Genomic DNA, 13,248 nt, shown 5'->3' on the forward strand with positions numbered 1-13,248 from the left:
AATGATCTCCAGCAACGACTTTCGCACCGGTACCACCATCGAGCTTGATGGTGCCGTTTGGCGGGTTGTCGAGTTCCTTCATGTCAAGCCTGGCAAGGGTTCTGCCTTCGTGCGCACCAAGCTCAAGGCTGTCCAGAGCGGCAACGTGGTTGAGAAGACGTTTCGCGCCGGGGAGATGCTGCCTCAGGCGATTCTTGAAAAGGCCACCCTTCAGCACACCTACATGGAAGGTGAGGACTATGTCTTTATGGACATGTCCTCTTATGAGGAGACTCGGCTCACCGCCAAACAGATCGGTGACAGCCGCAAATATCTCAAGGAAGGAATGGAGGTCAGCGTTGTCTCGTGGAATGAGAAGCCCCTGGAGGTTGAACTTCCCAACTCCGTGGTGCTGGAGATCACCGAAACTGATCCGGGTGTGAAGGGCGACACAGCCACGGGTGGCACGAAACCTGCGATTCTTGAGACCGGCGCCCAGGTGATGGTGCCTCTCTTTCTCTCCATTGGCGAGAAAATCAAGGTTGATACTCGCAATGATTCCTATCTGGGCCGGGAGAACGGATGACCATGCAGCTTGATCACGACCAGCTTCATCGCTTGCTGGAGGTCCTCTCAGACAGCGATATCCAGGAATTCCGTCTTGAAGGAGACGACTTCCGTCTTGAGGTAAGGCGCAATCTTCCCGCTGTGGCAGTGGCTGCAGCTCCTGTGGCCGCAGTAGCTGCGGCTCCAGCAGCTCCAATGGAGGTTGCCCATGAGTCGTCTGCACCAAGTACACCGCCACCACCGGTGCCTGCCTCCCGCTCTGACTTGGTGGATGTCACCGCTCCGATGGTTGGAACTTTTTATCGAGCCCCTGCTCCGGGTGAACCCTCCTTTGTCGAAGTGGGCAGTCGCATCGGTGTCGGTCAGACGGTGTGCATTCTTGAGGCGATGAAGCTCATGAATGAGTTGGAAGCGGAGACTTCCGGTGAAGTGGTGGAGATTCTTGTGGACAATGGAACTCCGGTGGAATTCGGCCAGGTGCTGATGAGGGTCAAGCCTGGCTGAGTTCCCAGGCGGCTTGAATTGCTGCCAGCATGCTTGCCGGGCGGGCTACACCCATCCCGGCGATATCAAATCCTGTGCCGTGGTCTGGTGACGTGCGAAGGAAAGGCAGCCCAAGGCTGGTATTCACGGCTTGATCGAAGGCCAGCAGCTTCACTGGGATCAGCCCCTGATCGTGATAGAGCGCTAGGTACCCATCAGGACTGGTGTCGTCTGCGCCCTTGCTCCAGGCTTGAGCTGCGCTCAGCCAACAGGTGTCTGGCGGGAGCGGGCCTGTGAGGATCACATCGGGGTTGTCGGAGGCCCACCGCTGCATCACTTGTTTGAGCCAGCTGGCTTCTTCCTGGCCCAGTTGACCGTTCTCTCCGGCATGAGGATTGAGTCCGGCCACGTGCAGTTTTGGTTGTTGGTGGAAACGCCGACAGAAGTCCGCCAGGGTGTTGAGTTTGCTGTGGATTCGTTCTGGAGTCAGCGCTCTGGGTACTTCTGCTAGTGGGATGTGCGTTGTGGCCAGCAGGGTGTTGAGTCGCCAGCTGGTATGGGGAGAGACTGCGGTGAAGAGCATCGAGGCCTCAGACCATCCCCCCAGTTCGGCCAGTCGTTCGGTTTGGCCGGGATAGGAATGACCTGCAGCGTGCCAGATGTGTTTGGCGATCGGCGCGGTGACCAGAGCGCGGGCTCTGCCCTCGAGAGCATGGCTGGCAGCACGCGTTAGCCACTGGAAGCTGGCGGCACCTCCTGCAGGGCTGGGCTCTCCTGGTTTGACAGGCTCTGCAAGGGGCATGTCGTCGATCTCGAGTCGATCGGGATTGGCAAGGGAGATTGCTCCCCGCCGGCTCAGCTCCTCATAGGTGATCTCGAGACTGCGCCGGCAGCCCACCAGGAGGGGAGACATCTCGCTGGGACAGCCGCGGTTGGCTAAGGCTTTGAGGGTGACTTCCATGCCGATTCCGGCTGGATCGCCGAGAGCAATCACCAAGCGCTGATTAGCGTCAGTGGGTTCAAGGGACATGACGATGCTGCGCTGGTTGCTTCTGGGGCTGCTGATCTACGGACTGGGTACTGCGTTCAAGAACGGCTGGTTGGAGGTGCAATGGCAGCAGTTGTTCGAAGATGCGGGTCTTGGCTTTGATGACTCTGAGCAGCCGCTACGTCTGCATGAGCATCCGATCCTCAAGCCGCCCCCGGCTCCGACCCGCGAGCCCTGAATCCTTCTTGCTCCCAGCAGTTACGCATACCACTGCGGAAATCGGGGTGAACGAGTCGGTAGCCAAGCTCCTGGCAGAGCAGCTGGTTGCTCACCCGTCGATTTTCTGCCCAGAAGGAACGCGCCATGGGGCTCATGGATCCTTCCACAGCGTTGTAGGAGCGGCAGGCAGGCAGAGCGATCCCTAGCAGCTCGGCGGCATAGCTCTGCACCTCCGCACTCGGGGCCGGTCGGTCATCGCACACATTCACGATCGCCGGCCTCTGTCCGTTTGAGGCTCGATCGATCAGATGCAGACATGCTCCCGCAATGTCATCCACATGGATGCGGGAGAACACCTGCCCTGGTTTCTCCACTGGCTTGATCTCTCCGCGGAGAATGGCCTGCAGCGGAGAGCGTCCGGGGCCATAGATCCCTGGCAAACGCATGATTTGAAGGGGAAGATCGGTCTGCATCCAGGCCTCTTCACAGTCGAGTCTGCGCTTGCTGCGTTCCTGGGTGGGGTTGGGGGCATCAGTTTCGCTCACCCAATGTCCCTGGCGGTCGCCATAGACCCCTGTCGTTGAGAGGTAGCCCACCCATTGCAGCGGCATCGAGCCAAGCCGATCGCCAAGGCAGCGCAGCACGGGGTCTTGACCATCGCGTTCTGGAGCGATGGTGCTGATCAGATGGGTCACTCCGTTGAGCTGTTCTGGGGTCGGAATGCGACCTAGCTGGCTGTCAAAGCACAGTGCTTCGTCTGAGCCGTTGTCATCGACTAGACGACGCGTGGTGAGAACACGGGCGCCGTTCTGGCGTGCGAGAGAGGCGATTCGCTTCCCACTGAAGCCTGCACCAAGAACCAGCAGGGTGGCGTTGGTCGGCCAAGGACGGGAACGGTTGACAGTTTCGCTCGCCATCAGTACAAGTGTATTAGTTTGCGAATCGGCCATGACTGGCGCATCTCTTTCTTTGGTCTCACCAACTGTCTCTATGGTGCCCCGGCGCCCGTCTGCGCGCTTGGCCTTGCCCCATTGCGCCGGTGCTTTGATGGCCGCGGCTCTTGTCACTGGCGCTTTTGTGTTGGCTCCCGAGCAGCCCCAACAGCAGGCCTCCATTTGTGAAAGGCATCATTCAGTGTCGGCCTGTCGCGTTTGGTGAGCTGTTGAGTTCAGGCCGCCTGCAGATTCCAGTCGCCCGTTAGAGGGTCATCGTCTTGTTGCTGGGGCTGGTGGTGATGGGGCGACGCGGTGTTGTTGAGTTCCGGTTGGGCCCATTGCAGCAAGCGCATCGCTAGGCGTAGATCTCCATCCATCCAGGCGCGAATCGCCATCGCCCGACGTGGGTCATAAAAGCGCTGACGCCGATACCAGTCGAAAACATCAGCATCGGACTTATGCCCATTGCATGAGAGGCAAGCCGGAACACAATTTTCGGTAATGCTCAGGCCACCACGACATTGGGGGACAATGTGATCAATTGATTCAGAGGGTTTGCCACAATAAATACAACTTTTACCCGTATATGTGTGAAGGGATTGACGCCATCGTCGAACGCGCAATTTGGGGCAGAGTTCGTCGAGGAAAACCGCGTCCCTGTTGTGCATCCGAGTATCTCGGTTAGAGCTAGTTTGCCCCGTTTTGCTCGGCCGTCAATGTGTCGAAGAATGCATTTTTGCAAGTTCCAGCTGTTTGTTGATCAAGAAAGTTTTTGATGCCTTGTCTGCTCTGCACAGGCCTCTAAGATCTTCTTCGCTGGTTCTGTGGCTACGGCGTCCTCCAGCTCCCGCTGTTATCTCGGCCTCTCCCCTTCAGGGCTGGTGCAGGTGATCCATCCTTTTGATGCGGTGACCCATGCCCAGATTGGTCGGGTTCGCCCTCGTGGCATCTGGAGGGGTGTCAAGAAAGGTTGGGAGTTTCCCCTGGCTGCAGCGCAGTCGCTTCAAGAGCAGTTGGGATCGCGTTTCCCCACCCGCGACGATCTCGCACGTTGGATCCATTGGCATCGTCATCCCTTGCCTCCGCTGCCGGATCATCGGCAGCTTGTGGAGTTGGCCGACTTGATGACGGTGCTCCCTGACGGCCGCCAGCCGTTGCCTCACCAGCGTTCGGGAGCGCGATGGCTGCTGGCTCGTCGTGGTGCCGTTCTGGCCGATGAGATGGGTCTTGGCAAAACACTCACGGCTTTGCTGGCGGCGAGGGCCTTGATGCGGGCAATGTCGTTGCGGTTGATGGTGGTGGCACCGGTCGGACTCCACGGCCATTGGCGTCGGGAAGCGGAGGCTCTGGATTTGAGGATCACCCTGCTCAGCTGGGCTCGGCTGCCTCAAGACCTGCCTGCTGCCGGCACCTTGCTCGTGGTGGATGAAGCCCACTACGGCCAGTCGATGCTGGCTCAGCGCACCCAGGCGCTCCTCCGTCTTGCCCGCCATCCGCGCCTGAGGGCGATCTGGTTGCTGACTGGCACACCGATGAAGAACGGACGGCCTGATCAGTTCTATCCCCTGCTCGCTGCGATCGATCATCCGATTGCTCGTGATCAACGCGCTTTTGAGGAGACGTTTTGTCAGGGGCATTGGCGCGATGAGGGCAACAATCGGCGCTGGCAAGCCAAAGGCGCCAGTCAATTGGAGGAACTCCGTCGCCTCACTAAGCCATTGGTTTTGCACCGTCGCAAACAGCAGGTGTTAGGCCTGCCCCCAAAGCAGCGTTGTTTTCATCCCATCGCCATCGCTGATGCGGAATCCCTGGGTTTGGATCATCGAATGTCTCAGGTGATCGATGACTACCGCCGTCGCGTGCGAGAGGGACAGGTGCGCTCTGATGCTGAGGCCTTTGCGGTGCTCACAGCCCTGCGGCGGATCGGAGCGGAGTTCAAGTTGCCCTTTGCAGAGCGTCTTGTTCAGGAGCTGCGCCGACAACAGCAGCCTGTGGTGCTGTTCAGTGGTTTCGTTGATCCGTTGCAGTTATTGCAGCAGCGGATCGGCGGGGAGTTGCTCACTGGGCGACTGAAGCCTGTGGAGCGTCAGGCGGTGGTGGATCGGTTTCAGTCTGGAGAGAGTGATCTTTTGCTGGCGACCTATGGGGCCGGAGGGCTTGGCTTCACCCTCCACCGGGCCCGCCACGTGGTGTTGTTGGAGCGACCTTGGACTCCCGGAGATGTGGATCAGGCGGAGGATCGCTGTCACCGCTTGGGAATGGATGGTGGGCTGACCAGTCACTGGCTGCAGCTTGGGGTTGCTGATCAGTTGGTGGATGGGCTTGTGGCCAGCAAGGCCAAGCAGATCGAGGTGCTGCTTGGCACGCGTCGTTTGAGGCTGGATCGTCAGCCCTTGCCTGCCATGCTCTTGCGCTGTTTGCAGGACGCCTGACGCACCTTCAGTTCATGACTGATCATCGGGTCGGCTGTTGTCCCCTGGTCCTTCACCAGTGTGAGGGCTCGATTCACATCCAGGCATGCCTCATCGATTTGGCCCAGAAGGGTATGCAGCAATGAGCGATCCGTGAGCGGGGCTGGATCGCTGCGGTGGGCTTTCACCACTTGATTGCAGCGATTGAGTGCCTGATTGAGTTGACTGAGGTCCAGTTCCTCAAGACAGGCTTGAGGTGTCAGTTCCGCCTCGCTCAGGTCGGATGTCGGTGCTGAGCGGCTGCGGCAACCCACTCCGGTGAGAAGCAGGCTGGTGAGTAGCGCTGCGCCCAGTGCTCGCTTGGATTTAGTAGCTGTAACGCTGGTCACCGTAAGAAGAGGCAGAAGAGGAGGACTGGCTACTGTCGCCGCCTAGAGGGCGGTTTTCGGGAAGAGAGGCGTTGCTTTTCCGGGGTCCGAACAAATCGCCGAGGTAGCGACCGCAGTCGGGGTAGGTGCCGGGGTCGTTGACCACCGCTTCGGTGATCATGACCGCCGCATGTTCAGGCGAAGTCTTGAACATCCCACTTTTCTGCCGCTTGATCAGGGCGTAAGAGGCATCCCAGCTCACGTTGTGATCGTTGCCGTTGCTGCGCATGAAGCAATACACCTGAGCCCCTTTGTTTGGGGAGGTGTTGGCAGCCTGGGCGTTTCCAGGCAGCAGGCTGCTGAGGCAAAGACCCGCCAAGGACAGGGTGAGAACGGAGCTTGCACGGTTCCTGGCCATGGCTGGACGAAGTGGTCGATCTGCGCCAACGTATCGACTCGACCGATGATGTCCAGGCCTCAGGATTCACCTAGGCCAAGAGGCACTAACAGTTTCACCAGCAGCGGCAGAACCAGAAGCACGGTGATGAGCCGTACCGCATGCAAGGCAGCGACTGCAGCGCCGACGCCGAATTCCGCCCCAACAAGGCTCATACCACTGATGCCGCCAGGTGCGGCTCCGAGCAGGGCCACCATTGGATCGATCCCGAGTAAGCGGCTGGTCCACAGTCCGATGGCGATCCCTGTCATCACAAGAGTGAGGGTGATCAGGATGGCCGGTCGCCAGAGTTCCTGCAGTTGTTCCAGTGAGGCGCGGGTCAGGCTGGTACCGATCACCACGCCAATGGCGATCTCGATCGTTGTTCGCGTTCCTGTAGGCCATTCGGCAACATCCAGCCGTCCGCTCATGCTCACGATCCCTGCCCCCAGCAGTGCGCCTGCAAGGGGAGCGGCGGGGATGCCGGTGCGTAAAGCGAGCAGGCCCATGCTGGTGCCGGCGAGGGCATAGATCAGAAGAGTTGCCAGAGGGGGCATTGGAGGTTCCGATCGCATAAGGGTTTCAGTCTGATCCCAGATGTGTTGTCATCGGCGCATTCCCATTGGCATGCATCGGCCATGACCCAGTCCGTGTCTTTTCGGATCACCCGCACGGCAGAGGATGTCGCTCAGGCGATCAATGCCCTGTCGCAGCGATTGGTGAAGCTCGAGCAGCGTCTCGAGAGCCTTGAACTGCAGGTCAGGCAGCACCATGACACCCCTGAGATGCCAGCGGATGAACTTGCCCGCCTTGATGACGTGGATCGTCTGCTGATGGACTGTCAGTCGCTGCTGCAATCCACCGCCGCCAGCACAGAGGCCATGGCTGAGATGCCCGCTGCGGAGACGGCCACAGAGGATTTCGCCGATCACGCTGTTCATGATGGCGATGAAAGCGATGCTGTCTCCGATCTGTTTTCTGGGTCAGAGGATGGCAATCAGGTCGATCACGAGGCGGCATGAACAGGCCGGAGGTGTCAAAATGAAAAGAAAGTGACCCATGGCCATTCCTCAGCCCGGTGCATGTGCAAGCGGCGGTAGCAGTAGTGCTTTTCGTTCGTTCCCCGCTGGTCGTTCCGGGCGTGGATACGTCGAAGGGGGCCATCAGCTTGAGAAACTTGAGTTTGCTCTTGCTGTGGCGATCACCCGCGGTGATCAGTCACGCATCACTCTTCTGCGCGAGCAAATCGATGCGATGGGTGGCAATGTTGAGGAGCCAGGTACTTGATTGATCTCTCACTTTGTATTGCAATGGTGACGATTACGTTAAACTCAAAACAGATCATCGTTTAGACATTGACGTCAATACTTGCACGAGCTTCTGGGGGCTCTGCGGCAGTGATCGATAAGCGTCAGGGTTATCTTGACTCGGCACAACGGTTGTTTGCCCAAGCCCGCGTAGCAGCTGAAAAGGGTGATGTTCCTGAATCCGGATCTCTGATTCTCCGTGCTCTCGATCAGGAACGTCGTGCCGGTGGGGTTGGCCCGCAGGTCATGCAACTGATCAAGCCACGCCAGTGAGACGAAACTTGGATCTTTCCTTGTTCAATCGTTCAAGCGGGTGACCGGACTCGAACCGGCGACGTTCAGCTTGGGAAGCTGACATTCTACCACTGAATTACACCCGCATAACGGCAGTTTATGGCACTGCCGCCGATCATCCTTCTGATCGTTTCGCCTTGTCGCCTCAGCTGTTTAAGGCTGCTGCTGCTGCTGCCAAACCATCACCCATTTTGGTTTTGCCCAGGTTGAGGGAATGCAGCGTGGATTCAATCGCAGCAACGGCTGTTAGCACATCCCGATCGCATACAAATCCAAGATGGCCGATGCGGAAGACTTGGCCCTTGAGGTGATCCTGACCTCCGGCCAGCAAGATGTCAAAACGGTCCTTGACGGCTTTGCGCAGTTGTTCTGCATCGATGCCGTCTGGAGCCACGGCGGTGATCGCAGGGCTCCCATAACCGTCTGCGGCATAGAGGGGGAGGCCCATGGCTTTCATGCCTGCCTGAGCAGCGGCACGGTGGCGGGCATGACGGTTGAAAATTGATTCCATGCCTTCGGTCTGCATCATCTCCAGTGCTGCTTCTAGGGCGAAGTAGAGGTTCACAGCAGGGGTGAACGGGTTGCTGTTCTTCGCAGCAGTTTTCCTGTAAGGCCCTAGATCGAGATAAAACTTGGGCAGATCGGAACGCTCATAGGCTTTCCAGGCCCTTTCGCTCATGGCCACGAAGCTCAGGCCAGGGGGCATCATGTATCCCTTTTGGGAGCCGGAGGCCACCACGTCCAGGCCCCAGCTGTCCATGGGCACATTTGTGGCTCCGAGACTGGTGACACAGTCAGCAATCGTTAGTGCTGTTCCGTGGGCGCGCACGTGAGCGCTGATGGTTTCGAGATCGTTGATGACTCCAGTCGAGGTTTCGGAATGGGTGAGAATCACGGCACGGATTGCTTTCTCCGTGTCGGCTTCCAGAGCGTTGCGGAAGGCATTTGGATCCAGGGGTTGGCCCCACTCGGCCTTGATCACTTCCACGTCAAGGCCATAGGCCTTGGCCACCTTCACCCAGCGTTCTCCGAATTTGCCGTTATCTCCGCAGACCACCTTGTCGCCGCGGCTGAGGGTGTTGATGATGCCGGCTTCCATTGCAGCGGTTCCACTGCCTGTGATCACCAGCACATCGTTGCTGGTTTGATGCAGCCAACGCAGTTGCTCTGTGGTGCGTTGCACCACAGCCTGAAACTCACCACTGCGATGTCCGATGGGGTGACGGCCCATGGCCTTGAGCACCGTCTCGGGCACCGGGGTGGGCCCGGGGATCATCAGGGTGAGCTTGTCCTGCACGGCCGCGGAAATGCCAATCCATCATCTTAAAAAATGGTCCTGAACGTCTTGTTGCTGGTCAGTCCATATGCCTGAGGCGTCCCCTTCTCCGAGCTTGGGTTTGACCTTGCCCATGTGGGTGGCTGCTGCTGCCAGGGCTGCCATGCAGTGCCTGGTCGGTGAGCCGGTTGTGCTGAATCAGCAGCTGTTCCAGCCAGGTGGCGATCCTGTGCAGACCGTGCCTGTGCGATCCGTCTCTCTCCTGGAGAGCGGAGTGCAGGCTTTGGCGATCAGTGTGTGTGATCCCGGGCCAGGGTTGGATCTCACCCGGGGATTGGAGGTCTGGGTGCGTGTGGCCTGGGCCCCAACTGACGATCCTTGGCTGAATGTGATTCCAGGTGCTGGTGTTGGTCGGTTCGCCGAGGGTGGAGGCATCTGTCTCTCCACCTTTGCCCGTGAGCTGCTGGAGCAGAATCTGCGGCCTTTTGTTCCTAAGGGTCGTGGTCTGGTGGTGGAGGTGGTGCTTCCCCGCGGGCGTGAGCTGGCTCAACGCACCAGCAATGCTGCCTTTGGTGTGGTGGAGGGGCTGGCGCTGATCGGCACTCAGGCCGAGGTGCAGATCAGTGCCTCGCCGGATCAGTTACAGAGCAGTCTGGATCGGTTGCGGGCACTGGTTGTTGAGCCGGACTTCGCTGGGCGGCTGACGTTGGTGATTGGCGAGAACGGCTTTCACTTGGCGCAGCAGCTGGGCTTCGGGTCTTCAGGGCCGGTGCTCAAGACCGGTAACTGGATCGGACCGATGCTGGTGGCGGCGGCGGAAGCGGGCGTGGAGGAGTTGGTGCTTTTGGGTTATCAGGGAAAGTTGGTCAAGCTTGCTGGCGGCATTTTTCATACCCATCACCACCTGGCTGACGGGCGGTTGGAGGTGTTGGTAGCGCTGGCGGTGGACCTTGCTTTTCCTCTGGATCTGCTGCAAAGCCTGGGTCAAGCGGCGTCCGTTGAAGCGGCTCTTGAGGATCTCCAGGCTCGGGAGCCGAGGCAGGCTGAGGCGTTGCGGCAGGCCATGGCGGCAGCAGTGGAGGCTCGGGTTAGGGCCTATCTCCAGCGTTATGGAGATTGGGCCCTGCAGGTGGGTGCTGTGCTGTTCGATCGCTCCAGGCAGCGACGCTGGCCAGGTCCAGTTGGACAGGTCTTGCTGGCGGATTGGGGACGAAGCCTTTGAGCCCCTTCTCTACGCTGATTGATTGACGGTCGTTTGCCCACGACCCCATTCGTAGAGATGACTCAGATTCAGCCTGACGGCCAGCGAAAGCCAGCGATCGTCATTCTCGATTTCGGTTCGCAGTATTCCGAACTGATTGCCCGGCGGGTGAGGGAAACGGAGGTGTTCTCTCTGGTGATTGGCTACAGCACCTCTGCTGAGGAGCTGCGCAAAATGGCTCCAGCGGGAATCATCCTGAGTGGTGGACCCAGCTCCGTTTACGCCGACGGTGCCCCCTTATGTGATCCGGAGATCTGGACTCTGGGAATCCCTGTGTTGGGGGTCTGCTACGGCATGCAGCTGATGGTGCAGCAGCTTGGGGGTGAGGTTGAGGCGGCCACAGGCAAGGCCGAATACGGCAAAGCGCCACTACAGGTGGATGACCCTACCGATTTGCTCACCAACGTCGACGACGGCTCCACGATGTGGATGAGCCATGGCGATTCGGTGAAGGCGTTGCCGAAAGGCTTCGTGCGCTTGGCCCACACCACCAACACACCTGAAGCTGCGGTGGCTGATCACAACCGCAGGCTCTATGGCGTGCAGTTCCATCCCGAGGTGGTGCACTCCACCTGCGGCATGGCTCTGATCCGCAATTTCGTTTATCACGTTTGTGGTTGTGAGCCGGATTGGACCACCGATGCCTTCATTGAGGAGGCGGTTGCACAGGTGCGGCAGCAGGTGGGCGATAAGCGGGTGCTGCTGGCGTTGTCTGGTGGTGTGGATTCATCCACCCTCGCCTTTTTGCTGAAGAAAGCGATTGGCGATCAGCTCACCTGCATGTTCATTGATCAGGGCTTCATGCGTAAAGGCGAGCCTGAATTCCTGATGGATTTCTTTGATCGAAAGTTCAACATCAACGTTGAATACATTCATGCTCGTCAGCGGTTTCTAGAGAAGCTCAATGGAGTGACGGATCCTGAGCAGAAGCGCAAGATCATCGGCACCGAGTTCATTCGTGTGTTTGAAGAGGAGAGCAAGCGCCTTGGCCCCTTTGATTACCTTGCCCAGGGCACTCTCTATCCGGATGTGATTGAGAGCGCCGGCACCAACGTTGACCCGAAAACCGGAGAGCGGGTGGCGGTGAAGATCAAGAGCCATCACAACGTTGGTGGCCTGCCTAAGGATTTGCAGTTCAAGTTGGTGGAGCCTCTGCGCAAATTGTTCAAGGACGAGGTGCGCAAGGTGGGCCGCAACCTTGGATTGCCCGAGGAGATCGTGCGTCGCCATCCCTTCCCCGGTCCGGGTCTGGCGATTCGCATTCTTGGGGAGGTGACGGACGAGAAGCTCGATTGCCTTCGCGATGCCGATCTGATCGTGCGTGAGGAGATCAAGGAGGCCGGCCTCTATCACGACATTTGGCAAGCCTTCGCTGTGTTGCTGCCTGTGCGTTCGGTTGGTGTGATGGGCGACAAGCGCACCTATGCCTGGCCGATCGTGCTGCGCTGTGTCTCCAGCGAAGACGGTATGACCGCTGATTGGTCCAGGCTTCCACCCGAGCTGATGGAGCGGATCTCCAACCGCATCGTCAATGAGGTGAAGGGCGTGAACCGGGTGGTGCTGGATATCACCAGCAAGCCCCCCGGCACGATTGAGTGGGAATAGTGCTTCTAGGGGCTGGTGGAGGGTCGACGGCGCCGATACTCTGAGCCCCCGGCCGGAATTCGTTGTGACCGCTGCTCAAGAGCAGACCCTGCAGCTTCAGCGACGTCTGCAGCAAGACAGTATCCAGCTGGTCGGCAAGACGATCTACATCAACCCCTTCCTCTACTGGCGTCGCTTTGACAGCAACACCGATCGCTGGTTGAGGGAGCCCGGTCAGCTCACCGAAGAGCAGATTCTTCAAAATCGAGGCCGTTTCTATCCCGAGCTGGCTTGGGATCTCCTTGATGAGGATGGGCGCCAGATCAAAGATGGTGCTGTTGAGATGTTTCTCAAGAGCCTTGAGTTGATCAGCACCTTCCATCCCGAGCTCACCGCCGGTCAGATGCTGGAGGTGGAGCGCAAGATGGCGATCACTAAGAAGCGCTCATTTGAGCGTTGGGTGGAGAAATCATTTCGGCGTCGCTTCAAGCTGGAGTCGCGGGAACGGCGTCGCTTTGCCAGGGATCGTTTTCTGCGCAGCTGGCGGGAGTGGATCGGGCAGGAGACGACCCATCAAGCGATTGTGCCCGTGCTGGCCCTGATTGTGCTCAGTGGTGTGATGGGTTGGACCTTCGGGACGCGGCAGGCGGCTTGTCCCACATTGGTGCTGCCTTCGGAGCAGACTGGGATTCGCTGACTACCGGTCCGATGGCCGATCAAAGACCACTCGAAGCGTTCAGGCTCACCCTGATGCAGGAGGTTCTGCCGGTGGGTCTGGCCATGGTTGAACGGGTGCGCAAGGGTGGTGCCTCCAAAATGGTTGAGGGTTTCACGGGTTCATCTGACCCCCTGGCAGATCTGCGTGATGAAGGGGAAACCGCGGCAAAGCAGGTGCGGGAACGGCTTGATCAAGTCAGTCCTGGACTAGGCAATCCTGTGATTCAGGTGGATGTGGATGTTGAGCCAGGTTCTGCCTCAACGCTGTCTGAGTCTCCTGAATCGGCGGCTGAGATTGGCGCAACGATGGATGGGACAACAACGACCTCTGACGATCGCGAGTCGCTCCAGGTGGTTCTCGCCAGGATTGAGACGCGGCTGGATCAGCTCCAGCAGCATCTCGCGTCCTGAGCCTCGCTTCCG

18 protein-coding genes and 1 tRNA gene are annotated in these 13,248 nt (G+C 58.9%); 11 read left to right on the forward strand and 8 right to left on the reverse strand.

Features of this window, described 5'->3' with window-relative positions:
* Position 1: 1 nt before the first annotated feature.
* Together efp and accB are read left to right on the forward strand one after the other, a co-directional pair.
* Positions 2-565: an elongation factor P gene (efp, locus tag DXY16_RS02890; protein ID WP_115019175.1), complete on the forward strand. Its 564-nt coding sequence runs from the start codon at positions 2-4 to the stop codon at positions 563-565.
* A complete protein-coding gene (accB, locus tag DXY16_RS02895; RefSeq protein WP_170953807.1) occupies positions 562-1,050 on the forward strand; it encodes an acetyl-CoA carboxylase biotin carboxyl carrier protein in 489 nt (162 codons plus the stop codon). Before efp ends, accB begins: the two co-directional genes overlap by 4 nt.
* Here the strand turns inward: accB and pdxA are convergent.
* Entirely contained in the window at positions 1,037-2,059 is a 1,023-nt protein-coding gene (gene pdxA / locus DXY16_RS02900; RefSeq protein WP_115119305.1) for a 4-hydroxythreonine-4-phosphate dehydrogenase PdxA, read from the reverse strand. The genes accB and pdxA overlap by 14 nt on opposite strands.
* Here pdxA and DXY16_RS02905 point away from each other — a divergent pair.
* Positions 2,058-2,255, forward strand: a complete 198-nt coding sequence (locus DXY16_RS02905; RefSeq protein WP_115018994.1) for a 4-hydroxythreonine-4-phosphate dehydrogenase — start codon at positions 2,058-2,060, stop codon at positions 2,253-2,255. The genes pdxA and DXY16_RS02905 overlap by 2 nt on opposite strands.
* On the opposite strand, the gene DXY16_RS02910 is transcribed toward DXY16_RS02905, so the two are convergent.
* The gene (locus DXY16_RS02910; RefSeq protein WP_115119307.1) at positions 2,221-3,153 is read right to left on the reverse strand and encodes an SDR family oxidoreductase; all 933 of its coding nucleotides are present in this window, start codon (positions 3,151-3,153) and stop codon (positions 2,221-2,223) included. The genes DXY16_RS02905 and DXY16_RS02910 overlap by 35 nt on opposite strands.
* A 251-nt stretch (positions 3,154-3,404) precedes the next feature.
* Positions 3,405-3,839, reverse strand: a complete 435-nt coding sequence (locus tag DXY16_RS02920; protein WP_115119309.1) for an HNH endonuclease — start codon at positions 3,837-3,839, stop codon at positions 3,405-3,407.
* Between the two features lie 213 nt (positions 3,840-4,052).
* Between DXY16_RS02920 and DXY16_RS02925 the strand changes: the two genes are divergently transcribed.
* Complete coding sequence (locus DXY16_RS02925) at positions 4,053-5,603, forward strand: DEAD/DEAH box helicase (RefSeq protein ID WP_170953815.1); 1,551 nt, start codon at positions 4,053-4,055, stop codon at positions 5,601-5,603.
* Here DXY16_RS02925 and DXY16_RS02930 read toward each other — a convergent pair.
* The 3 genes from DXY16_RS02930 to DXY16_RS02940 are packed head-to-tail and all read right to left on the reverse strand — an operon-like array spanning position 5,558 to position 6,943.
* Entirely contained in the window at positions 5,558-5,971 is a 414-nt protein-coding gene (locus DXY16_RS02930; protein WP_244281509.1) for a hypothetical protein, read from the reverse strand. The genes DXY16_RS02925 and DXY16_RS02930 overlap by 46 nt on opposite strands.
* Positions 5,949-6,368: a DUF6554 family protein gene (locus DXY16_RS02935; RefSeq protein ID WP_115119311.1), complete on the reverse strand. Its 420-nt coding sequence runs from the start codon at positions 6,366-6,368 to the stop codon at positions 5,949-5,951. Before DXY16_RS02935 ends, DXY16_RS02930 begins: the two co-directional genes overlap by 23 nt.
* Positions 6,369-6,427: 59 nt before the next feature.
* A complete protein-coding gene (locus DXY16_RS02940) occupies positions 6,428-6,943 on the reverse strand; it encodes an AbrB family transcriptional regulator (RefSeq protein ID WP_115119313.1) in 516 nt (171 codons plus the stop codon).
* Between the two features lie 81 nt (positions 6,944-7,024).
* On the opposite strand from DXY16_RS02940, the gene DXY16_RS15350 reads away from it, so the two are divergent.
* The 3 genes from DXY16_RS15350 to DXY16_RS02955 all read left to right on the forward strand — a co-directional run bounded on the left by DXY16_RS15350 (position 7,025) and on the right by DXY16_RS02955 (position 7,966).
* The gene (locus tag DXY16_RS15350; protein ID WP_371410854.1) at positions 7,025-7,408 is read left to right on the forward strand and encodes a hypothetical protein; all 384 of its coding nucleotides are present in this window, start codon (positions 7,025-7,027) and stop codon (positions 7,406-7,408) included.
* A gap of 37 nt (positions 7,409-7,445) precedes the next feature.
* Entirely contained in the window at positions 7,446-7,673 is a 228-nt protein-coding gene (locus DXY16_RS02950; RefSeq protein ID WP_115119315.1) for a hypothetical protein, read from the forward strand.
* A 68-nt stretch (positions 7,674-7,741) separates the two neighbouring features.
* The gene (locus DXY16_RS02955) at positions 7,742-7,966 is read left to right on the forward strand and encodes a hypothetical protein (protein ID WP_244281510.1); all 225 of its coding nucleotides are present in this window, start codon (positions 7,742-7,744) and stop codon (positions 7,964-7,966) included.
* A 35-nt stretch (positions 7,967-8,001) separates the two neighbouring features.
* Here the strand turns inward: DXY16_RS02955 and DXY16_RS02960 are convergent.
* Both DXY16_RS02960 and DXY16_RS02965 read right to left on the reverse strand, forming a co-directional pair.
* Positions 8,002-8,073 (reverse strand) — tRNA-Gly (locus tag DXY16_RS02960).
* A 59-nt stretch (positions 8,074-8,132) separates the two neighbouring features.
* Complete coding sequence (locus DXY16_RS02965) at positions 8,133-9,284, reverse strand: alanine--glyoxylate aminotransferase family protein (RefSeq protein WP_115119319.1); 1,152 nt, start codon at positions 9,282-9,284, stop codon at positions 8,133-8,135.
* A gap of 67 nt (positions 9,285-9,351) precedes the next feature.
* Between DXY16_RS02965 and cbiD the strand changes: the two genes are divergently transcribed.
* From cbiD to DXY16_RS02985, 4 genes are all read left to right on the forward strand, one after another.
* Positions 9,352-10,485 carry a cobalt-precorrin-5B (C(1))-methyltransferase CbiD gene (gene cbiD / locus DXY16_RS02970; protein ID WP_115119321.1) on the forward strand — a complete coding sequence of 378 codons (1,134 nt, stop codon included), beginning with the start codon at positions 9,352-9,354 and terminating at the stop codon, positions 10,483-10,485.
* Between the two features lie 57 nt (positions 10,486-10,542).
* Entirely contained in the window at positions 10,543-12,129 is a 1,587-nt protein-coding gene (gene guaA, locus DXY16_RS02975) for a glutamine-hydrolyzing GMP synthase (protein WP_115119323.1), read from the forward strand.
* Positions 12,130-12,193: 64 nt separating this feature from the next.
* Positions 12,194-12,805 (forward strand): hypothetical protein, encoded by a 612-nt coding sequence (locus tag DXY16_RS02980; RefSeq protein ID WP_115119325.1) that lies wholly within the window; start codon positions 12,194-12,196, stop codon positions 12,803-12,805.
* Positions 12,806-12,816: 11 nt separating this feature from the next.
* Positions 12,817-13,236 (forward strand): hypothetical protein, encoded by a 420-nt coding sequence (locus DXY16_RS02985; protein WP_115119327.1) that lies wholly within the window; start codon positions 12,817-12,819, stop codon positions 13,234-13,236.
* Positions 13,237-13,248: the final 12 nt, after the last annotated feature.

It is taken from the genome of Synechococcus sp. UW105 (assembly GCF_900473935.1).
GTDB lineage: Bacteria > Cyanobacteriota > Cyanobacteriia > PCC-6307 > Cyanobiaceae > Synechococcus_C.